The sequence below is a fragment of the Bradyrhizobium sp. URHA0013 genome (genome assembly GCF_000518345.1).
Taxonomy (GTDB): domain Bacteria; phylum Pseudomonadota; class Alphaproteobacteria; order Rhizobiales; family Xanthobacteraceae; genus Bradyrhizobium.
Map to the genome: position 1 here is coordinate 285,090 of NZ_JADK01000008.1, position 21,297 is coordinate 306,386.

22 protein-coding genes, 1 tRNA gene and 1 pseudogene are annotated in these 21,297 nt (G+C 63.9%); 7 read left to right on the forward strand and 17 right to left on the reverse strand.

All coding sequences use genetic code 11. From position 1 onward, the window contains the following. Positions 1–2: 2 nt before the first annotated feature. Complete coding sequence (locus N551_RS0114205; protein ID WP_027567514.1) at positions 3–1,037, forward strand: Gfo/Idh/MocA family protein; 1,035 nt, start codon at positions 3–5, stop codon at positions 1,035–1,037. 73 nt (positions 1,038–1,110) lie between these two features. Here the strand turns inward: N551_RS0114205 and N551_RS0114210 are convergent. Then, positions 1,111–1,186, reverse strand: a tRNA-Trp gene (locus N551_RS0114210). Between the two features lie 162 nt (positions 1,187–1,348). Here N551_RS0114210 and N551_RS0114215 point away from each other — a divergent pair. Beyond that, on the forward strand, positions 1,349–2,575 hold the full coding sequence (locus tag N551_RS0114215; RefSeq protein WP_027567515.1) for a serine hydrolase: 1,227 nt from the start codon (positions 1,349–1,351) through the stop codon (positions 2,573–2,575). 167 nt (positions 2,576–2,742) lie between these two features. Here N551_RS0114215 and N551_RS0114220 read toward each other — a convergent pair whose 3' ends face one another. Both N551_RS0114220 and N551_RS0114225 read right to left on the reverse strand, forming a co-directional pair. Then, positions 2,743–3,510 (reverse strand): SDR family NAD(P)-dependent oxidoreductase, encoded by a 768-nt coding sequence (locus N551_RS0114220; RefSeq protein WP_027567516.1) that lies wholly within the window; start codon positions 3,508–3,510, stop codon positions 2,743–2,745. Between the two features lie 66 nt (positions 3,511–3,576). Beyond that, entirely contained in the window at positions 3,577–4,275 is a 699-nt protein-coding gene (locus tag N551_RS0114225) for a histidine phosphatase family protein (RefSeq protein ID WP_027567517.1), read from the reverse strand. Positions 4,276–4,409: 134 nt separating this feature from the next. Here N551_RS0114225 and N551_RS0114230 point away from each other — a divergent pair, with 134 nt between their 5' ends. Together N551_RS0114230 and argE are read left to right on the forward strand one after the other, a co-directional pair. Further along, entirely contained in the window at positions 4,410–5,195 is a 786-nt protein-coding gene (locus tag N551_RS0114230) for an SDR family NAD(P)-dependent oxidoreductase (protein WP_027567518.1), read from the forward strand. Positions 5,196–5,591: 396 nt separating this feature from the next. Beyond that, on the forward strand, positions 5,592–6,764 hold the full coding sequence (argE, locus tag N551_RS0114235) for an acetylornithine deacetylase (protein ID WP_027567519.1): 1,173 nt from the start codon (positions 5,592–5,594) through the stop codon (positions 6,762–6,764). Positions 6,765–6,903: 139 nt separating this feature from the next. Here the strand turns inward: argE and N551_RS35390 are convergent. From N551_RS35390 to N551_RS0114250, 3 genes and pseudogenes are all read right to left on the reverse strand, one after another. Next, positions 6,904–7,529: pseudogene (locus N551_RS35390) on the reverse strand (LysE family translocator). A gap of 90 nt (positions 7,530–7,619) precedes the next feature. Beyond that, positions 7,620–8,678, reverse strand: coding sequence for a phosphotransferase family protein (locus tag N551_RS0114245; RefSeq protein ID WP_027567520.1), 1,059 nt, complete (start codon positions 8,676–8,678; stop codon positions 7,620–7,622). Between the two features lie 132 nt (positions 8,679–8,810). Then, entirely contained in the window at positions 8,811–10,046 is a 1,236-nt protein-coding gene (locus tag N551_RS0114250; protein WP_018460217.1) for an acyl-CoA dehydrogenase family protein, read from the reverse strand. Positions 10,047–10,283: 237 nt separating this feature from the next. Between N551_RS0114250 and N551_RS0114255 the strand changes: the two genes are divergently transcribed. Beyond that, entirely contained in the window at positions 10,284–10,946 is a 663-nt protein-coding gene (locus N551_RS0114255) for a TetR/AcrR family transcriptional regulator (RefSeq protein WP_027567521.1), read from the forward strand. A 2-nt stretch (positions 10,947–10,948) separates the two neighbouring features. Here N551_RS0114255 and N551_RS0114260 read toward each other — a convergent pair whose 3' ends face one another. From N551_RS0114260 to N551_RS0114290, 7 genes are all read right to left on the reverse strand, one after another. Beyond that, on the reverse strand, positions 10,949–11,341 hold the full coding sequence (locus tag N551_RS0114260; RefSeq protein WP_027567522.1) for a RidA family protein: 393 nt from the start codon (positions 11,339–11,341) through the stop codon (positions 10,949–10,951). A gap of 120 nt (positions 11,342–11,461) precedes the next feature. Beyond that, a complete protein-coding gene (locus N551_RS0114265) occupies positions 11,462–11,677 on the reverse strand; it encodes a hypothetical protein (protein WP_007602925.1) in 216 nt (71 codons plus the stop codon). A gap of 103 nt (positions 11,678–11,780) precedes the next feature. Continuing rightward, complete coding sequence (locus N551_RS0114270) at positions 11,781–12,659, reverse strand: 3-keto-5-aminohexanoate cleavage protein (RefSeq protein WP_027567523.1); 879 nt, start codon at positions 12,657–12,659, stop codon at positions 11,781–11,783. Between the two features lie 200 nt (positions 12,660–12,859). Further along, on the reverse strand, positions 12,860–14,089 hold the full coding sequence (locus N551_RS0114275) for a CaiB/BaiF CoA-transferase family protein (RefSeq protein ID WP_027567524.1): 1,230 nt from the start codon (positions 14,087–14,089) through the stop codon (positions 12,860–12,862). Between the two features lie 165 nt (positions 14,090–14,254). Further along, complete coding sequence (locus N551_RS0114280; protein ID WP_027567525.1) at positions 14,255–15,460, reverse strand: MFS transporter; 1,206 nt, start codon at positions 15,458–15,460, stop codon at positions 14,255–14,257. A gap of 114 nt (positions 15,461–15,574) precedes the next feature. Then, positions 15,575–16,417, reverse strand: a complete 843-nt coding sequence (locus N551_RS0114285; protein WP_027567526.1) for a 3-keto-5-aminohexanoate cleavage protein — start codon at positions 16,415–16,417, stop codon at positions 15,575–15,577. Between the two features lie 122 nt (positions 16,418–16,539). Continuing rightward, the gene (locus N551_RS0114290; RefSeq protein ID WP_027567527.1) at positions 16,540–17,931 is read right to left on the reverse strand and encodes an MFS transporter; all 1,392 of its coding nucleotides are present in this window, start codon (positions 17,929–17,931) and stop codon (positions 16,540–16,542) included. A 345-nt stretch (positions 17,932–18,276) separates the two neighbouring features. Here N551_RS0114290 and N551_RS0114295 point away from each other — a divergent pair, with 345 nt between their 5' ends. Next, entirely contained in the window at positions 18,277–18,534 is a 258-nt protein-coding gene (locus N551_RS0114295) for a type II toxin-antitoxin system Phd/YefM family antitoxin (RefSeq protein ID WP_027567528.1), read from the forward strand. After that, positions 18,531–18,914, forward strand: coding sequence for a type II toxin-antitoxin system VapC family toxin (locus tag N551_RS0114300; protein ID WP_027567529.1), 384 nt, complete (start codon positions 18,531–18,533; stop codon positions 18,912–18,914). The genes N551_RS0114295 and N551_RS0114300 overlap by 4 nt, the downstream gene beginning before the upstream one ends. Positions 18,915–18,970: 56 nt before the next feature. Here N551_RS0114300 and N551_RS38780 read toward each other — a convergent pair whose 3' ends face one another. From N551_RS38780 to N551_RS0114320, 4 genes are read right to left on the reverse strand one after another with little or no spacing between them, the layout of a single operon-like run. Beyond that, a complete protein-coding gene (locus N551_RS38780; protein ID WP_007611679.1) occupies positions 18,971–19,141 on the reverse strand; it encodes a hypothetical protein in 171 nt (56 codons plus the stop codon). A gap of 35 nt (positions 19,142–19,176) precedes the next feature. Next, a complete protein-coding gene (locus tag N551_RS0114310; protein ID WP_027567530.1) occupies positions 19,177–19,380 on the reverse strand; it encodes a hypothetical protein in 204 nt (67 codons plus the stop codon). 18 nt (positions 19,381–19,398) lie between these two features. Then, positions 19,399–20,733, reverse strand: coding sequence for a sorbosone dehydrogenase family protein (locus tag N551_RS0114315; RefSeq protein WP_027567531.1), 1,335 nt, complete (start codon positions 20,731–20,733; stop codon positions 19,399–19,401). Beyond that, on the reverse strand, positions 20,730–21,182 hold the full coding sequence (locus N551_RS0114320) for a DUF2231 domain-containing protein (protein WP_027567532.1): 453 nt from the start codon (positions 21,180–21,182) through the stop codon (positions 20,730–20,732). The genes N551_RS0114315 and N551_RS0114320 overlap by 4 nt, the downstream gene beginning before the upstream one ends. Positions 21,183–21,297 lie beyond the last annotated feature (115 nt).

The following is a 21,297-nucleotide window of genomic DNA, read 5'->3' on the forward strand; positions in this document are numbered from 1 at the left end:
AAGTGAGGCCAGGCATTGGCATCATCGGAACGGGCATGGTCGGTCAGATGTGCCACCTCGCCAATTTCGCCGCCAACCCCACCTGCCGCGTTGTCGCGATTGCGGATCTGCGGCCTGATCTCGCCGCCGCAGCGGCGCAGAAATTCGACATCGCCCGGGTTTACGGTACGCACCGGGAATTGCTGGCGGATAGCGAGGTGTCGGCCGTCGTCGTCGTGACGAAGCGTCGCGCCACCGGCCCGATCGTGCTGGATGCATTGAACAGCGGTCGCCATGTGCTCTCGGAAAAGCCGATGGCCTACACCACGGCTCAGGCCGTTTCACTGACCGAGGCGGCGCGGCGGCACAACCTCGTCTACAGCATCGGCTACATGAAGCGTCATGATGCCGGGGTGGCGCGCGCGATTGCCGAGTTGGCGCGCCTGCGAGCGGATCAATCGCTTGGACGGATTGTTGGCGCGCGAGGCTGGTGCTTCGGTGGCAGCACGGGCCGGTCGCAGGACAATTTCGTCATGACCGGCGAAGTGCGGCCGGACGGGCTCGAGCTCTGGCAGGACGGCCCCGACTGGATGCCGGGCGCGATGCGCCCCGGCTACGACAATTTTCTGAACGTGTTCAGCCATATCATCAATCTCGCGCGCTACGTGCTCGGATCGTCACCGACAGTTGCGGAAAGCACCGTCGAGACCTCGGGCGCGGCGACCGTGACACTCGACTTCGACGGCGTCGCCTGCGCGCTGCAACTCGCGAATGAACTCGAAGGCGTCTGGCGCGAGGGGCTGAGCATCGAATTCGAGCGGGGCACGCTGACCATCGAATTGCCCCCGCCTTTTGCCGAGCAGGAGGCGGAGGTCATCCTCGATCAGCAAGGACAACGCACGCAATTGCCGCGCGACACGAGCTGGGCGTTTCGGCGTCAGGCCGATGCATTCGTCGCTGATATCGTGGAACAGAGGACGCCGTTGGCGTCCGGCGAGGATTCCGTGGCCGACATCGCCCTTGCGGAGGCGATCTGGAAAGCGCGGGTCGGTCGCTAGGTTTCACGCCGTCCGGCGGCAATATCCGGGCGATGGCTGATCGCCCACGTTCCAGCTAAGTGTTTGATTTGGCTGGCAGGAGTGGCAGGGCTCGAACCTGCGACCCCCGGTTTTGGAGACCGGTGCTCTACCAATTGAGCTACACTCCTACGGACCCTGCGTTGCCGCCCGGATCAGGCCGCTTTGAAGCACAGGGGGCGGCCGGATTGCAAGGCCGGATTGCAAGGGTGAAGCGCGCTGGCTTCGCTTGTTTGTGCCGCGCCTTCTGGGCCACAGTCCGCTCCGAACAATAATAAGCACCGGGAGTACCCATGACTGCGTCCGCGACAGCCCACCGCCCCTCGATTGCGCCGAAAACCCCGCCTCTGCCGGAATCCCGCCCCGAGACGCTGGGGCTGTCGCGTCCTCGCCTCCAGGCCATGTCGGACGCCTTCAAGCGCGAGATCGACAAGGGAACCGTTCCGGGCGTCACCGTGCTGGTGGCACGGCACGGCCAGGTCGGCTGGTTCGAGGCGCTCGGCAGACAGAGCCCGACAGGCGCAGCGCCGATGGCGCATGATTCGATCTTCCGCATCTTCTCGATGACCAAGCCGATCGTGTCGGTCGGCATCATGACGCTGGTCGAGGACGGCCACCTGCTCCTTGCCGACCCCGTCGCGAAATTCATCCCGGAGTTCGCCAACCAAAAGGTCGGCGTGGTCAGCGGCGGCAAGCTGGAACTGGTTCCGCCAAAGCGCCCGATGACGGTGCAGGACCTGCTCCGCCACACCTCTGGCCTGACCTACGAGCACCAGGGCGACGGCCCCGTGCACAAGATCTACCAGGACTCGCGGGTGCGCAGCCGCAAGATCACCAATGCCGAGCACGCCGCCTTGGTGGCGAGCTTCCCCCTGGTCTGCCATCCCGGCGACGAGTTCAACTACAGCCGCTCCACCGACATCCTCGGTCGCATCATCGAGGTTGTCAGCGGCAAGTCGCTCGGCGCGTACCTCGCTGAGCGCATTCTTACGCCCTTGCAGATGGCCGAGACCGGCTTTGCGACAGCGGAGGCCAATGCCGTCCGGCTCGCCGAGCCGTTCGCAGCCGATCCCTGGACCGGCGACAAGGTCGCGCTGTTCAACATGCTCGAGCAGCCAATCATGGAGTCCGGCGGCGGCGGCCTCGTCTCGACCACCATGGACTATGCCCGTTTCGCGCTGATGCTGCGCAATGGCGGCACGCTCGACGGCAACAGGATCATCGGCCGCAAGACGCTGGAGCTGATGGCCTCCGATCATCTCGGACCTCACGTCGTGACCAACGGCACTCTGCTGTCACCCGGCCATGGTTTCGGCCTCGGCTTCGCGGTGCGCCGCGATGCCGGCATCGCGCCCTTCCCCGGCAGCGTCGGCCAGTTTTTCTGGAGCGGCATTGCGGGGACGTTCTTCTGGATCGATCCGAAGGAGGATCTGTTCGTCGTGTTCATGAGCCAGGGCCCGGGACAGCGCGATTTTACGCGAACGCTGGTGCGGGATCTGGTGTACGCGGCGGTGGATTGAAACGGCGCCGCTATGCGCGGCGCTGCATCCACATTTTCGCTGTCATGCCCCGGCTTGACCGGGGCATCCAGTACGCCGCGGCGGATCTCGTGGGAGCGAGCTCTGCAACGAAGGCCGCGGAGTACTGGATCGCCCGCGCTTCGCGGGCGATGACAGCTACTGGGGCCTCAGCTGATCGTGGCGCCGCCGTCGATCACCATGGTCTGGCCGGTCATGAAGTCGCCGGCCCGCGAGCCCAGGAACACCGCGGCGCCCGCGATCTCGTCGGGGACGCCGATGCGCAGCAGCGGCGAGCGCGCGGTCGAGGCTTTCAAATTCTCCGGATTGTCCCACAACGCTTTCGCAAAATCGGTCTTGATCAGGCCCGGCGCGATGCAGTTCACGCGGATGTTGTGCGGGCCATATTCGCAGGCCAAATTGCGCGCGAGCTGCATGTCTGCGGCTTTCGAGATCGCGTAGGCGCCGAGGATGGTCGAGCCTTTCAGGCCGCCGATCGAGGAGACGATGATGATCGAGCCGTCCTTGCGCTCGATCATCTGCGGCACCACCATCGAGATCAGCCAGTTGTTGGCGACGATGTTGTTGTCCAGGATCTTCCTGAACTGATCGTCGGAGATGCCGGCGAGCGGGCCGTAATACGGGTTCGACGCGGCGTTGCAGACCAGCACGTCGATCTTGCCAAAGGCGCGGTTGCTCTCGTCGATGAGGTTTTGCAGGTTTTCCTTCGACGAGATGTTGGCGGCGATCGCCACCGCGGTACCTTTGCCGAACTTGTCGTTGATGCCCTTCGCGACCTGGTCGCAAACGTCGGCCTTGCGCGAGGAGATCACCACCTTGGCGCCGTGCTCGGCCATGCGCTCGGCGATCGCAAGCCCGATGCCGCGCGTCGAGCCCGTGATGACGGCGACTTTCCCCTTCATGTCGAACAAGGTCATGTTTCTCTCCCAGAGTACGTTTGATTGCTTGAAGCTTACGCCGCATCCGCGCGACCGGGCAATTGCTCAGGCGAGCTTCTTGACTTCCGGTCCCGCGGGTTGATGCATCGCCGCATGCGCGTCGTCCGCGATCCACGGCTGCTGGTTCACCATCGGCAGCCGCCAGACGCTGCGCTCGGGGCTTGCGAAATAGTCGAGCCGCGTCACCGAGCAATTGTCGATATCGAACGCGAGCCCCCGCTCCGGCTGATTGTCGAGCGCCAAGCCCAGCGCCGCCTTGATGGTGCCACCATGTGCAACCGCGATCACGTCCTGCCCGGCGGCCTCATTGTTGATCCGCTCGATGGTGCGGCGGGCACGGTTGTAGAGATCCATGAAGCTTTCGCCGCCGGGCGCAGGCTCGTTGATATCGGCAAACCAGCTCGAGCCGACGGGACGGCTGGCGATGAACTCGGCGCGGTTCATGCCCTGCCAGCGGCCGAGATTTTGTTCGGCGAGGTCCGCTTCCCATTTCATCGATGCAGGCCTCGGGAAGCCCGCTGCCCAGATCGCTTCGGCAGTCTGATGCGTGCGCATCAGATTGCTCGAATACCAGACCGCCTTGCGTGGCAGCACCTTGGCAACAGCATTGAAGACGTAGGTATCGCTGGTGTCGCAAGCGAGATCGGACTGACCGTAGATGTTGCCGCCGTCATTGCGCACGGGCGCGTGACGGACCCACCACCAGCGTGTCGTGACCACTTTGGGCTTGTCTGCACCTGCCATCGAAACCCTTCCATCCCGTTTGATGTCGCTGTACGTCAGTAGTGAACGCGCCTCAAGACACTTTACCGTTTGAAATCTTGTTTGAAATTCCGTCGCGCGGCAAGCGTCGCGTGCGAACCAAAGGGAGAAACCGCATGGGCCGTCTGCAAGGCAAATCCGTCATCATCACCGGTGCCGGCAGCGGCATCGGTCGCGCGGCCGCGCTGCTGTTCACCAGGGAAGGCGCCAAGCTGATCGCGGTCGATCGCACCGAGGCAGTGAAGGAGACGGTCGACGAGGTGAAGAAGGCCGGCGGTGTCGCGGAAGCCATGATGGCGGACGCGGGCTCCGAACAGGACGTCATCGCCGTGATCGACAAGGCGGTGAAGACGCACGGCCGCCTCGACGTGATCTGGGCCAATGCCGGCGTCTCCGGCGGACTCGTTCCGCTCGGCGAGCAGACCGTCGAGCAGTGGCAGGAGGTTTTGCGCATCAATCTGATCGGGCCGTTTCTCGCGGTGAAGCATGCGATGCCGCACATGGTGAAGCAGCAGTCCGGCGCGATCGTGCTGACCGCGTCCGTCGCCGGCCTCAAGGCCGGCGCCAGCGGTCACCCCTATGCGGCGAGCAAGGCCGGCGTCATCTCCCTGGTGCAGACCACGGCCTATTCGCTCACCGGCACCGGTGTGCGCATCAACGCGGTGTGCCCGGGCCTGATCGAGACCGGCATGACCAAGCCGATCTTCGACCGCGCCAAGGAGCGCGGCACCGCCGACAAGATCGGCCAGCTCAATCCACTCAAGCGCCCCGGTCAGCCGCACGAGCTCGCCGCGATGGGACTGTTTCTGGCCAGCGACGAGGCGTCGTATGTCAATGGCCAGGCCTTCCCGGTGGACGGTGGCCTCACGGCGTCGATGCCGTATACGGGGAAACCGGTTTAGCGCAACTGCTTCGGCACCGTCATTGCGAGCGCAGCGAAGCAATCCAGAATCTTTCCGCGGCGGCAGACTGGATTGCTTCGCTGCGCTCGCAATGACGGAGTCTTTGGATGGCAGCGTCACGCTTCCATTCACATTCTCGATCGCAGATGCACCTTCGCATCCTCGCGGCTTGTTCGCCCGAGCTTTGCTTTGGTCGTCTCACCCAGACGGCATACGCCGCTTCCGAATTTCGGCAAAGTTTCGCCGCCGCGCGTTGGGCCACGGCTCGCGTGTTTTGCTCGACGGCAACGCAAGGCGTTGCAGGCTCGGATTTGTGCTGGTTTGCCCTACCACCCGCAACATTGGTATGGTTCGTGCAAGCACTTCAGCTTCCATCCCCCTGACAAGAACGTGAAAATGCCAAGCTCAAGACCCGACCGTATTCGCAAGCTGCTCGCCGACCTCGTCGGCTTCGACACGATCAGCGATCGCTCCAACCTGCCCCTGATCGCGCATATCGAGAGCTATCTCGCCACGCTCGACGTCAAGGGTGAGCGCATCGTCGACGAGACCGGACAGAAAGCCTCGCTATGGGTCACCATTGGACCCGAGGACTGCCCGGGCCTGGTGCTGTCGGGGCATACCGACGTGGTGCCCGTGGTCGGCCAGGACTGGAGCCACGATCCGTTCAAGCTGATCGAGCGCGACGGCAGGCTCTATGGCCGCGGCACCACCGACATGAAGGGATTCGTCGCGGTGTGCCTCGCCATGGTGCCGGAGATGCTGGAAGCGAAGCTCGCGACACCGATCCATCTGGCGATCTCCTATGACGAGGAGATCGGCTGCGTCGGCGTGCGGCCGATGCTGCGCGAGGTCGCGAAGAAACGGATCAAGCCGCTCGGCGCCTTCATCGGCGAGCCGACCGAGATGAAGGTCATCATCGGCCACAAGGGCAAGCACGGCGTGCGCGCGACCTTCAAGGGGCTCGCCCGCCACTCCTCGATCGCGCCCGAGGGTGTCAACGCCATCGAATACGCCGCCGAGCTGATCGTCGAAATCCGCCGTCGCGCCGTGGCGCTCGCAGCCGTGCGAGCGGCCGACAGCCTCTACGACGTTCCGCACTCGACGCTGCTCACCAGCATCGTCCATGGCGGCGCCGCGCTGAACATCGTCCCTGATACTTGTACGGTGGATTTCGAATGCCGCGGCATCGGCATTACGGAGTCGCGCGAGGTGACGGATGCGATCGTCGCCTGGGCCAAGGCGAAGATCGAGCCAGCGATGAAGAAGCAGCATCCGGACTGCGGCATCGATTTCGAAGAGATCCTCGACTACCCTGCGCTTGACACGGCGGCCGATGCGACAATCGTCACGCTGGCCAAGAGCCTGGCTGGCCGCAACGACCACGCCAAGGTCGCGTTCGGCACCGAGGCAAGCCTGTTCGCCAGCATGGCCGATATCCCGTCCGTCGTGATTGGCCCCGGCTCGATCGCGCAGGCGCATACACCGGACGAATTCGTGGAAATGGCGGAGCTGGAGAAATGCGCCGGCTTCGTGGAGAAGCTGATCGCGCATTGCGTGAAGGGGTAAGGCTTCTCCTCGTCATTGCGAGCGAAGCGAAGCAATCCAGAATGGTTCCGCGGGGGCAGTCTGGATTGCTTCGTCGCAAGAGCTCCTCGCAATGACGGGAGTATGTGGGGCAGCGCGTATCCCACGTGAGCGGTGCGCCTCATCGCTCCTGCAAGGCCAGCCGCACACCGACGGCGCAGTAGATCGTCCCGACCACCTTGCCCTGCCATTTCACGACGGCCGGATGGCGGCGTAGCAAATTGCCGAGGCGGCCGGCGCCGACGGCGAACACCACCGTACTGAGGAGGCCGAGCAACACGAACACAGCGCCGAAGAGCGCGAGCTGTAGCGTCGTCGAGCCGTGTTCTGGACGGACGAACTGCGGCAGGAACGCGAGGAAGAACAGCGCGGTCTTGGGATTGAGCACTTCGGTCAGCACGGCCTGCCGGAATGCCCGCGCTGCGCTGATCGCGGGCGCACCGCCATTCACCTCGATCGCGCCTTGTCGAGCATGGCGCGAACGCCGAGATAGATCAGGAAGCCTGCGCCCGCGTATTTGACGACGCTGAACAGCAGCGCCGACGTTGCAATGATCGCAGAGAGGCCGACGATGGCCATGGTGGTGTGGACCACGTCACCAGCCGCAATTCCCGCGCCCGTCGCGATGCCGACCCTGGTTCCCGAGCTCGCGGCGCGCGCCATGGTGAGGAGCGTCGCCGGACCGGGAATGAAGACGAAGCCGAGGACGATGAGGATGTAGGTGATGAGCGTGGTGTGGTCGATCATGCGGGTATCTCTCTCGTCATTCTGTCCCGTGTCCCGGACACGAGAGGAACGCAAGCAAAGGCGCGGCCGCCGGCAGCGCCTTCGGAGTCCTTAAACCGCGCCGGCCTTCTGAGCATACTCCCAAGACGCTTTCGACAGCGGTACGGTGCGCTTGGCTGACTCCAGCGCCTTGGCATTCGCCGCGGTGCCGTCGCGGACGCGGCCAGCGATGCCTTGCGTGATGCCGGCGAGGCGGAACAGGTTGTAAGCAAAATACCAGTTGAGGTCAGGCACCGTCATCTTGGTGACGTTGCAATAGATCTGCGCGGCCTCTTCCACGCTCGGGATGTTGAGCGCCTTGAGGTCGGCACCGTCCAGGCCGGGCATCACCCACTGCATCAGCAGATAGGTGAAGTCGGCCATGGGATCGCCGAGCGTCGACAATTCCCAATCGAGCACGGCCTGCACGCGCGGTTCCGTCGCATGGAAAATCATGTTGTCGAGGCGATAGTCGCCGTGGACGATCGAGACGCGCGCCTGCTCCGGCACGGTCTTCGGCAGCCATTCGGCGACCTTCTCGAACTCCGGAATGGTCTGGGTCTCGGACGCGCGGTACTGCTTGGTCCAGCGGTCGATCTGGCGCGCGAAATAATTGCCGGGCTTGCCGAAGTCGCCAAGACCGATCGCGACGGGATCGAACATATGGAGCTTGGCCAGGGTCTCGATCTTGCTGGTGAAGATCTTTCGGCGATCTTCCGGAATCTGGCTCGGCAGCGTCGGATCCCAGAACACCCGGCCGTCTTCCATCGACATGATGTAAAACGCTGAACCGATGATGCTGTCGTCCTGGCATAGCGCATAGGCCTTCGCGACCGGAAAGCCCTGCTTTCCCAGCGCCGCGATCACCCGATATTCGCGATCGACCGCATGCGCCGACGGCAGCAATTTGCCGAACGGCTTTCGGCGCATCACGTAGGAGCGGTTCGGCGTGTCGAGCCGGTAGGTCGGGTTGGACTGGCCGCCCTTGAACTGGAGCACGACCAGCGGCCCCTGATAGCCTTCGACGTTGTCGCGCATCCAGGCTTCGAGCCGCATCTCGTCGATACGATGACGCTCCTCGACTGGTTTGGTGCCCGAGAACTCTTCGTCTTTCCTGACGCCGTCAGCCACGATGACGCTCCCTCTTCAGTCCGGACATGATCCTAATCGGTAACCCCCAGCGCACTTGCGTCAAGCGGTCATCCGATCACGGATCATGCCCTGTCGTTTCTTCAAATCGGGAGCGCCAGCATGCTCTCCCGCTTAATGACTGGAAGAGTTTGCATACTTCCGAACCTCGAGCCTGGCAATGGCGCGATTGTGCACCTCGTCCGGGCCGTCGGCGAGACGGAGCGTGCGGATGTGGGCGTAGTCCTTGGCAAGGCCGGCTTCGTCCGAGACGCCTGCACCGCCGAAGGCCTGGATCGCCTCGTCGATGATCTTCAGCGCCATGTTGGGGGCTGCGACCTTGATCATGGCGATCTCGGCCTGCGCGGTCTTGTTGCCGACCTTGTCCATCATGTCGGCGGCCTTGAGGCACAACAGCCGCGTCATCTCGATATTGGTGCGGGCCTCGCCGATGCGCTGCTCCCATACCGAATGCTCGACGATCCGCTTGCCGAAGGCAGTGCGCGAGGTGAGCCGCTTCACCATTTTCTCCAGCGCCTCCTCGGCCTTGCCGATGGTGCGCATGCAGTGATGGATACGGCCGGGACCGAGACGGCCCTGCGCGATCTCGAAGCCGCGGCCTTCGCCGAGCAGGATGTTTTCCTTCGGCACCCGCACATTCTCGAGCAGCACCTGGGCGTGGCCATGCGGCGCGTCGTCGAAGCCGAACACCGGCAGCATCTTCTCGACCTTGATGCCGGGGGTGTCGAGCGGAACCAGGATCTGCGACTGCTGCTGGTGCTTGGCCGCCTTGAAATCGGTCTTGCCCATCAGGATCGCGATCTTGCAGCGGGGATCGCCGACGCCGGACGACCACCATTTGCGGCCGTTGATGACGTAGTGATCGCCGTCCTTCACGATGCTGGTCTCGATGTTGGTGGCATCGGACGAGGCCACCGCCGGCTCCGTCATCAGGAAGGCGGAGCGGATCTCGCCGTCCATCAGCGGACGCAGCCATTTGCGCTTCTGCTCCTTGGAGCCGTAGCGCATGAACACTTCCATGTTGCCGGTGTCGGGCGCGGAACAGTTGAAGACTTCCGAAGCCCAGGAGATGTGACCCATCTGCTCGGAGAGCAGCGCGTATTCGAGATTGGTCAGTCCCGCGCCGCGGAATTCGTCATCCTCATGCTCGTTGGGCGGCATGAACATGTTCCAGAGGCCTTCGGCCTTCGCCTTCTTCTTGAGATCCTCGAGCACCGGGATCACCTTCCAGCGTTCGCCACTGCGATCCTGCTCATCATAGACCGGCACGGCCGGGCGCACGTGCTTGGCCATGAAGGACTGCACGCGGTCGAGCCATTCCTTCTGCTTCGGCGACAGATCGAAATCCATGGGACGCTCCTCGTCTTTGCCAACTCGTTTTGGCGAATTTGTTTTGGCGAACTTGTTTTGCGCCGGACTGTCCACCCGCATTGTGCGACCCGCAAGTGCGAATGCGCGGCTTGCGGACGCCCCGGAACCCATTCGCACTTTTGCGAACGACTCCTGATTGCGGATTGACTTTCCCGGCCTTCAAACGATAGTTTCATACAACTGTTTGAATTGCAACTCCCTCCCCGAGGGGCTCCCATGGCCAGCGATCATACCCGGACTGCCATTCTCGCCGCCGCCGAACGGCTCTATGCCGATCGCGGGTTCGGCGACGTTACGCTGCGCGACATCGTCGCGGAGGCCAATGTCAACCTCGCGGCGGTGAACTATCATTTCGGCTCGAAGGACGAGTTGATCGCGGAGCTGTTCGTGACACGCTCGATCGCCACCAACCGCGAGCGCTTGCGCGAATTGAAGGCGGCGGAAGAACAAGGCGACGGCCGCGCGCCGATCGAGGTGATCCTGCATGCGCTGGTCGGTCCGACGCTGCGCGGCTGCCTCGGTCCCGAGAACCAACGCTCGAGCGCGGCGCGCTTCATGATCCGCGCCTCGATCGAATCCGTGCCGCCGATCCGCCGCATCAAGAATCGCGAGATCGACCATTTGCGGAAATTCGCCGGCGCGATGCGAAGGTCCCTGCCCGATCGCAGCGACGTCGATATCTACTGGGGCCTGAATTTCGCGCTCGCCATGGCGCACCACACCATCCGCGAGAGCGAGCGGCTGACGAAATTATCGGAAGGCAAATGCGATCTCGACGACGTCGAGGACGTGGTCGCGCGCGTCGTCAGCGTGGCGACGATGGCGCTGACGGCGGGACGGACAGAGGCGAAGGCGCCGCCAAAGGTGGCGGCGCGCTAACCTCACATCATCGCGATGCAGTCGATCTCGACGTCGAAGGGGCCGAACCATTCCGGCGTGCAGACGAAGATCCGCGCCGGCGGATCGTGCGGGAAATAGCGCGCATAAACGGCGTTGAACGCGGCGAAGTGTTGTGTCGAGGTGCAATAGACGTTGCACTTCATGACGTTGTCGAGGCTTGCGCCTGCCGTCTGAAGGCACAGCTTCATCTGCTCCATGACGAGTTCGCTCTGCCGTTCGATCGGCTCCTCCGCGATCTCGCCCGTGTCGGGGTCGAACGGCGGCAGCCCTGCGACGAAGATCATGTTGCCGGCGCGCGTGACCGGCGAGACCGGGGCTTTCCGGCGGTCAAGGAATGTCGAGATCGGTTCGACGCGGAGCGCTTCGCGTTTCATTCCGGGTTTCACTTCGAGGTTCATGGGCGGCCACCTTCGGTTCAAGCGAGATGACGGCTTGCTACATCATAGCGCAGCCGTCATGCTTCGCTTTCGACCGAAGTGTGTCGCCGAGCCCGCCTAGGCGTGCTGCGGCATCTCCTCGGCCTCTTCCTTGGCGAGCAGCAGCAGCATCTCGATGCCCATGTCGCCTTCCTGAGGCGAGCGAATGAACTTTATTTCGTCGGCGCTTTGCCGCAACGCGGCAACGATCGCGACGGCCTGGTTGGCCGTTGCCGCCTCGGTCGCCAGAATTGCCTTCTGGTTCTTGGCCTGAAACCCGATCGTGTAGGACATGCGTTCCCTCCCGGACTGAGTGGAAGGATCGAATCTGAGTCGCGCGCGGAGCGGAAGCCTGTGCGAGTACGGACCGGGATTATCTGGGGATGGCCCGCAAGCCTCAGGCAAGCCCGAGCATCGCGCGCGCCTCGTTGGCGGTCGCGACGCTCGCACCCAGGCTCTTGACGATGCCGGCGGCACGCCCGACCAGCTCGGCATTAGTCTTCGCCAGCACGCCCTTGGACATATAGAGATTGTCCTCCATGCCGACGCGGACGTGGCCGCCGAGCAAATAGGCTTGCGCCACCATCGGGAATTCAGCGCGGCCGATACCGAAGCCGGACCAGATCGCGCCCGGCGGCAACAGGCTGCGGGCATAGAACATCGTCTCGGGCGTTGCGGAGAAGCCGTATTTGACGCCGAGCACGAGCGAAAACAGGCCCGGTCCTTTCAGCGTGCCGTCGGCAAGGAGATCGCGGGCCAGATGGCAGTCGCCGGAATCGAACAGCTCGATTTCCGGCAGCACGCCGGCCGCCTTCATCCGCTCGGCCATGATGCGGACGTTGCGCGGGGTGTTGATCACGACCTCGCCACCGGAATTCATGGTGTTGAGATCGAGCGTGCAGATGTCGGGCTTGAGCAGCTCGATATGCTCGACGCGCTTTTCGGGATGCAGCAACGTGGTGCCTGCAGCGGCGACGCGGGGATCCTCAATCGAAGGAACAAACCGCCCGCCGGGACCGGTCGTGAGGTTGATGACGAGAGACGTGTTGCGGGCGCGAATGCGATCCACCACATCGCGATAGAGATCGATCTCCATCGAAGGCCGCCCCGTTGCGGGATCGCGGACATGGATATGGGCAATCGCGGCGCCGGCTTCGGCCGCTTCCAGCGCCGACGTCGCGATCTGCTCGGGCGTGATCGGCAGATGCGGCGACTGCTCGGGCTTTGTCAGATTGCCCGTGATCGCGCAGGTGATGATGGTCTTGGTCGGGGTCATGCGTACTGTCCCTTTTCGTAAAACGCGCCACGAGCACCGGACCTCTTCCTTCTCTCCTTGCTGGAGAAGGTGGCGCGAAGCCGGATTAGGGGTTCTCTCCACGAACTCAACTCACAACGGCGCGCGCGGACAGAACCTCACCCGTCTCGCCGCTATGCGGCGAGCCACCCTCTCCCACAAGGAGCGAGGGTAAGAAATCGCTAGATGATGCCCTGCTGCTTCAGCGTCTCGATCTTGCCGGCATCATAGCCGAGCTTGCCGGCGAGCACCTCCTGGGTGTGCTCACCGAGCAGCGGCGGGGCGCGGTAGTCCTTGATCGGGGTTTCCGAGAGCGTCAGCGCGTTGCGGATCAGCGAGAGATCGGGCTGGAAGGGATGATCGACCTTCACCCGCATGCCGCGCGACTGGACATGCGGATCGGAAAACACCTGCTCGAAATTGTTGATCGGACCTGACGGCACGCCGGCCTCCTCCAGCTTGTCCAGCCAATAGGCCACCGGCTGCTTCAGGAACAGGCCGGCGAAGATCGCCATGATCTCCTTGCCGTGCACGACGCGGTCGTTGTTCTTGACGAAGCGCTTGTCGTTCGCGAGCTCGGGCTCGCCGAGCACGGCGCAGGTGCGCTGGAACTGGCCGTCATTGCCGACCACCAGCATCAGCTCGCCGTCGGTGCAGCGGAACACGCCGGCCGGCATGCCGCCATTGCCCCAGGTGCCGCGGCGCGGCGGCGTCTTGCCGTTGACGAGATAGATCTGCAGCCAGTGCGACAACGAGGCGATGACGGTGTCGAACAGGCAGACGTCGATATGCTGTCCCACGCCGTCATTGGCGTCGCGATGGTAGAGCGCCGAGAGAATCCCGATCGAGGTGTTCATGCCGGTCATGTAGTCGACGATCGACGGGCCGACCTTCATCGGCCCCTCGCCGGGCTCGCCGTCGATATGGCCGGTGACGCTCATCAGGCCGCCCATTGCCTGCAGGATGGCGTCATAGCCGGCGCGCGGCGCATAAGGGCCGGTCTGGCCGAAGCCGGTCACCGAGCAGTAGATAATGCCGGGATTGATCGCCTTGATGGTCTCGTAGTCGAGGCCGTAGCGCTTGAGATCGCCGACCTTGTAGTTCTCCATGAAAACGTCGACGTCCTTGGCGAGCTCGCGGATGATCGCCTGCCCCTCGGGCTTGGCGATGTTGACCGTGACCGACTTCTTGTTGCGGTTGGCACAGAGGTAAAACGAATTGTTGTTGTTGGCCTTGCCCTCGGGGTCGGTCAAATAGGGCGGGCCGAAGGCGCGCGCGTCGTCACCCGTGCCCGGCCGCTCGATCTTGATCACCTCCGCGCCCAAATCGCCCAGCATCTGGGCCGACAGAGGCCCGGCAAGCACGCGGGTGAGGTCAAGGATCTTGATGCCTGAGAGCGGCAGGGCCGACATGTCGAATTCCTCCGGGACCTGGATATTGGCGCGGCGGCGAGATCGCGGGCCGCGCTCCCTGCGGATACACTATTTTGGCGGTCCGAGCACTGCGCTGGCGGCATACAGCTATCCGCCCGCCCGCCCGGCCCAGGTCACCGCGGCGAATTTCCGCAGCGCGAATTCTCAGGTCGCGGCCGCTGCAGCCACCTGCGGCCGCCGGCGGCCGAGCAGGACCAGAATCAGCACCGTGGCGCTGGAGCAGATGAAGGTGAGACCGAGCGCGCCGCGGCTGCCGAACTGGGTGAGCAGGCCGACAAGGAGCGGCGGCGAGACCGCGGATGCGAGATTGAGCGGCAGCGCGATCATCGACATCGCCTTGGCGAACTCGGTCTGATCGTAGAACACGAGCGGGATCGTTGCCCGCGCCACCGCCATCGCGCCGCTGCCGGCGCCGTAGAGCAGGATGAAGGCCGCAACCGCCCAGGTCGCGCCCTCGCTCGTCATCAGCAGCAGCATGGCGATCGGCAGCGCCGTGCCGGCGACGAGCCCGGTCGTGATTCCATCCCACCGCCCTCCGCCGAGAAAATCGAGCCCGCGCGCGCTGACCTGGATCACGCCCAGCATCGAGCCGAACGCGAGCGCCTGCGCCGGGGGAAGCCCCTCCGCCCGGAGCAACTCGATCATGATAGCGCCGATGCCGAAATTGACGAAGGCGTTCAGCGTGATCGCGGCGACGACGAGGCTAAAGGTGCTCCTGGGAATCGCAGGCGGCGGCAAAGACTTCACCGACTCACCACCACGACCCGCGGCGATTTTCCGGCGCGGGGCGAGGAACGCGTAGAGCGGAAGGTTGATGACGACTATCATGGCCGCATAGACCATGCACGTCCCGCGCCAGCCGAGCAGACCGCTGAGGAACGACGTCGTCGGCCAGAAGATGCTGCTCGACAAGCCAGTCACCAGCATCAGCGCGCCGATCGCGTTCTTGGCCTGCCGCCCGGCGACCTCGTTCAGCATGATATAGGCGCCGGTCGACAGCGTGGCGCTGCCGGCGATGCCGAGGACGATCCAGGCGGCGAAATACACCCTCGGCTCGCGCGCGAGGGACAGCAGTATGAAGCCCGGCACGGTCAGGACCGTGCCTGAGATCATCACCTTTCGTGCACCGTGCCGTGCAAACGACTTGGCGAGCCAGGGCGCGCACAGTCCCATCGACACATAGAGCACGGACGTCCCGGCGAACACCGCCGGCAAGCTCATGCCGAGATCGGCCGCGAGATCGCGTCCGACGATGGCGGGAAGACCTATCGTACCCCACCCAACAAGCTGGGAGACCGCGAGCACCAGCAGGACCCCGATGAGCCTGCTGTCAGATTTCAGAAACCGCATTCCAACCGTCGCCTGCCCGCCAGGCGCAAATCACGCCTGTGACGCCAGTCTTACGCCCGGACTCAGTGCAGGGAAACGCCGGCCGCCGAATGGCAGCAGGCGGCCGGGAGCATGTCAGGAGGCGGCAGGAGCTTCCGCGATCCCGAGCAGGGATCGCGCCTCGGCCGCAGTCGCCACGCGCCGGCCGTGGCGCGCGACAGCCTCACCGGCGACGGCCACGAGCTCGGCGTTGCTGGCGGCGAGGCGCGCCTTGTCGATCCTGATATTGTCCTCGAGTCCGGTGCGGACCGCATCGGAGCCCCGCGCGAGCGCCCAGCCCATGACCTCGGCCTGGTGGCGTCCGATCCCGGCTGCCGTCCACGTCGCCTTCGGGATCAGCCGCCTGAGCTCTCCCAGCAGAATGTCGAGGACATGCTCGTCCGCGGGCATGGCGTTCTTGACGCCCATGACGAACTGCACGTGCGGACGCGCGTCGATCAGCCCGGCCTCGATCAAGCGGCGGGCCCCGTGCAGATGCGACAGATCGAAGATCTCAATTTCCGGCCGGATGCCATTCGCCTTCATGCCGGTGGCGAGAGTCTCCACCAGCGCGGCGCTGTTCTCGTAGACGATGGTCGGAAAGTTCACCGATCCCGTGGACAGCGAGGCCATGTCGGGCTTCAGGTAGAGCGACGATCCGCGCGCCGAGGGATCGCGGCCCCGCCCGCCGGTCGAGAACTGAACGATCATGTCAGGACAGTGCTTCCTGATCCCCTCCTGCACCACGGCGAAACGCTCGGGATCGGAGGACGGCGTCTCGTCGTCGTTGCGAACATGGATGTGGGCGAGCGTGGCACCGGCTTCGAAGGCCTGGTGCGTCGACTCGATCTGTTCGGACGGCAGGATCGGGACCGCCGGATTGTCCTTCTTGCGCGGAACGGAGCCGGTGATGGCGACAGCGACGACGACGGGGTTCATCTTGCAACCTCATATTGATTGCGCTCACGCGCACCAAATTCGAATCGGCAGCCTGACTATGCAGTGAGGCCCTGCCGCCGCGAACATCGTCGATCGCGGCGGCAGTTGCCTCTACCATACCGTCAGGTCCGAACCGTGGCAGCCCCGCTCACTGCATCGCCGGCCCGCTGGCGGTCATAATCTGCCCGCGGCATCGGAACGGCATTGGGATTGCCGAGATCGTCGATCCTGATCCGATAGGTTTCCCGCGCGGTCAGGGCCGCCAGCGCGGCGATGACCGTGATAGCGAAGGCAATCGCCCCCACCGTTAACGGGATGTTTGTCGAGCCGGGAGGCGCGACGGTCGCAAACAGGGCGGGAAGCAATGCGGTGATGGTGGTTCCGATGTTCTGCGATATCGCCATCGCCGAGACGCGGGTGCGGGTCGGAAACAGCTCCGGGTAAAAGCTCGGGAAGATCGCGTTGTAGCCCTGATAAACTACGCCCCACATCAGCAGCGACACCAAGATTGCCAGCGGCACATTCCTGATGCTGATGGCATAGAGATAGCAAAAGGCGAGCAAGCCGGAGAGAAGCGCGCCTACGATGATCGGAGGCTTGCGGCCGACCTTGTCGGAGAGATTGCCGACGAAGGGAATGACGAACACCGCCAGCATGTTTCCGAGCACGGGGATCCAGAGATAGACGTCCTTGGCAAAACCGATCCCGTAGGCCGGCTGCACCGCATAGGCCGCGCCGAAGATGGTCGCAACGACAGGAATGACATTCATCAGCGCCATGCAGATGACCCTGAGCATGTCGCGCCAGCTCAGCTTGATGGCCTGGACGATGGGCGCGCGCGGCGTTTCTCCCCGTTCGCCCTCGCGGGCAAAGGCAGGGGTCTCATCGACTTCGCGACGGATGATGTAGCCCGCGACGATGACGAAGAAGCTGAGCAGGAAGGGAATCCGCCAGCCCCAGCTGTTGAAGGCCTCGGTCGGTATATAGGCCGCCAAGGGCAGGAAGATTGCTGCGGCGAGGATCTGTCCGGCCTGCACCCCCTGAAGGGCGAAGCTGGCATAGAAGCCGCGCCGACCGAACGGCGCGTGCTCCAAGATCATCGAGCTTGCGCCTGAGATTTCGCCGGCAACGGCAAATCCCTGCACGAGGCGCAGAATGACGAGCAGAATTGGCGCCAGGATGCCAACCTGCTGATAGGTCGGCAGGATACCCACGGCCATCGTCGAGATGCCCATCAGGAACATGCAGACGATGAGAACCGTCTTGCGGCCATGGGTGTCGCCCCAGTGCCCCAGCACGAACGCGCCAATCGGCCGGGCCACATACCCGACGCCATAGGTCGCCAGCGAGGCGACGATCGCGACGGTGGGATTCTCCGACGGGAAGAAGATTTGCGGGAAGATCAGTGACGCGGCGGTCGCGTAGATGAAGAAGTCATAATATTCGAGAGCCGACCCGATCCAGCCGCTGGCAGCGGCTTTCCTGGACTGACTCATCTGATGGATCGCGGTCATCTCAAGATTCCTCCCTTGGGTTTTGCTGACGTCCCGTTGACGGGCTTCGCTCAAAATTGGGCAGCACTCTCCGGCCGCCCTGCGGAGTTTCGCGAGCGCTTGTCACTGCCGATGGGTGTCTGCTTGGTGGGGACGATAGGCTATCGCCGGGCTAACACAATTACCCAGTTATCCGACAAACCTAACATGATGTTATTTGTGCGAGAGCCCACGTCCCGGCGAACACCGCCGGCAGGCTTATGCCGAGATCGGCCGCGAGATCGCGTCCGACGATGGCTGGTGGGAGGTGGTTGACATTGGACCATTGCATGGTCCATTTTATGGAAATTGAGGAAGGACAATGAGATGCGGGTCTCCGTTACCGACGCAAAAGGACAATTGACCGATCTTGTCCGCCGCGCAGAGGCCGGCGACGAGGTGATCCTGACGCGGCATGGACATCCGGCGGTGCGGCTCGTCCCGGTCAAGCTTCCGCCGGACCGCGCCGCCCGCCGGACCCTCCTCGAGGCGGCACGAAGGACCGGCGGGGCCAAGGCTATTCCCGGACCGAGCGCCGCACGCAGTCAGGACTTTCTTTTCGGCGATGACGGACTGCCGGAATGATCGCGGTCGATACCTCCGCACTGATGGCGATTGTGCTTGACGAACCGCAAGCCGATGCTTGCATCACCGCGCTGGACACCGCCGACGAAATCCTGATCTCGGCGGCCTCCGTTGCAGAAAGCCTGATCGTCGCGGCACGGCGGGGCGTCAACGAAGAGATGAACAAGCTGATCAACGATCTCGGTTTGAACGTGATCTCGGTGACCCAAGCTTCGGCCGAACGCGTGGCGCAAATCTACTCGCGTTGGGGCAAAGGCATTCGTCCTGCCGGTCTCAACTTTGGTGACTGCTTCGCCTACGATGTCGCCAAGGAGCATGGCTGCGCACTTCTTTATGTCGGCGACGACTTTGCCAAGACGGATATCGTTGCGGCGGCGTAGTCGACGACCGCCGGTGCGGCGACTTACCGGCCGAACAGTAAAGCCGCCGGCAGCCGTCAGGCTGTATGGCCGGGATCGACCTGCTTCGGCGTTTTCTTGTCTCGTTGAGGTGTCATCTTGGCCGGATCCGGCGCATTCGGCACGCCGCGCGGCCCCAGCTGGTCGCGCTGGATGTCGTCTTCGGAGCGGGAGGGCTCAATGCCGTTCGGCTCACGGGGCTTGGTCATCGCAGGCTCCTGAAGTGTGTCGCTCGGAGTGTCCATCAAATTCCCAGCGCGTTTTCGCCGGCTTCGCGGCCGGGCACGCTGACATGAACTTCGTGTCCCTCGCGAAGCGCCAACGATGCTGCGGCAACCGCCGACTCGAAGGCCGCTTCCTTGGTGGAGTATCTGTTCTTGACGTCGCCGTCGTGCAGCACGCCCCAATCGTCCTGCACCGGCACGATCGTGTATTGAGCAAGGCCCATCATTTAACTCCTCGAAATCTATCGCTGCGTGAGCTGCGGGTGCGCGGTGGTCACGCGCCACACCGTGTTGCCGCTGTCATCGGCGACCAGCAGCGCGCCGGTCTTGTCGATGGCGACGCCGACGGGCCGCCCGCGCGCCTGGTTGTCGCTGTTGAGGAAGCCAGTGACGACGTCCTGCGGCGGGCCGCTGGGCTTGCCGTCCGTGAACGGCACGAACACCACCTTGTAGCCGTTCAAGACCTGCCTGTTCCAACTACCGTGCTCGCCGACGAAGGCGCCGCCGCGATAGGCCGCCGGCAAACTCGCGCTGGTGTTGAAAGCCATTCCAAGCGGCGCGACATGCGAGCTCAGCGCGTAGTCAGGCACGATCGCCTTGGCGACGAGGTCGGGACGCTCCGGCTTGACGCGCGGATCGACGTGCTGGCCGTAATAGCTGTAGGGCCAGCCATAGAAGCCGCCGTCCTTCACCGACGTCATGTAGTCCGGCACGAGATCGGGGCCGAGTTCGTCGCGCTCGTTCACGACCGTCCACAGCGCGCCGGTCTGCGGCTCGAAGCTGAGGCCGTTGGGATTGCGCAAGCCGCTTGCGAAGATGCGCCAGCGGCCGCTGGCACGGTCGATCTCGAGGATGGCGGCGCGATTGTGCTCGGCCTCCATGCCGTTCTCGGTGATGTTGCTATTGGAGCCAACGCCGGCATACAGCTTTGAACCGTCGGGGCTTGCGACCAGGCTCTTGGTCCAGTGATGGTCGATCGGCCCGCCCGGCAGCTGCGTCAGCACCGTGCCCGGCGCGGTGATCTTGGTATCGCCTTCGGTGTAGGGATATTTGACGATCGCATCGGTGTTGGCGACGTAGAGATCGTTCCCGACCAGCGCGACGCCGAACGGCGAGTTGAGATGGTCGAGGAAGACGCTTTGCGTGTCCGGGACGCCGTCGCCGTTGCTGTCGCGCAGCAGCGTGATGCGGTTGCTCTCGCCGGTGTCGCCGCCGGATGTCGCCCAGGACTCGATGTATCCCATCACGATTTCCTTGGGCCGCTTGATCGGAGCGCCCTTCGGCGCCTTGGATTCCACCACCAGCACGTCGCCGTTGGGCAGCACGTAGAGGAATCGTGGATGCTGCAGGCCGGTCGCGAAGGCCTTGGCCTGCAAGCCTTGCGCAACGGCCGGCGTCTCGTCCTTTTTCCAGCCGACGATGCGCGCGATGTGCATCGGCGGCAGCAGATATTGCTGGATGTCGGGAAGCGTCGGGTTGGCGCCGGTTTGCGCCTTGGGATCGCCACTGCCGTCATTGCAGCCGGCCAGACACAGCAGCGAGGTACACAACAGGACCCGAGCGATTGCGGAGTTCATCGCGCAACTCCTACGCCGTGGCGGTACACCATGGCCCAGCCGAGCCAGCCGGTGACCGGCAGGATCAATACGGTGATGGCTGAAAGAAGGAGCCCGGTCGGCCACACCGAGGTCCAGGCATCGCGCGTGTGGATCAACGCATTGATGGTCGCCAGGACCAGCGCCAGCGCGTTGCCGATCAGATGCGGCCAGGCCGGCGGCTGCGCCCGCACCAGGCGGTTGCCGAGAAAATCGGTCAGGCCGGCGATGGCGGCCAGCACGCCGAAGATGACGCCGACGACCAGAAGCCAGGCGGAAAAATCCGCCCACATGATCTCGGCAGTGATTACATAGGCGATGTCGGTCAGCAGCGCCCCGATGAAGCACGCGATCGGGATCGGCACCAGCATCGGATGAATCGGATGGCCTGCGATTTGCGCGGTCGAGCGCACACGCAAATTATCTTGCACGGTTGGCCTCTTGTCAGATCGCCACCCCTCCCCGGTGGAAAACACCCGCTTCCAGCGAAGGTTCCTGATGGTCGGCCTCAGCTCCGCCGTGCCTCAACAGCGCTGCGGCGTCGAA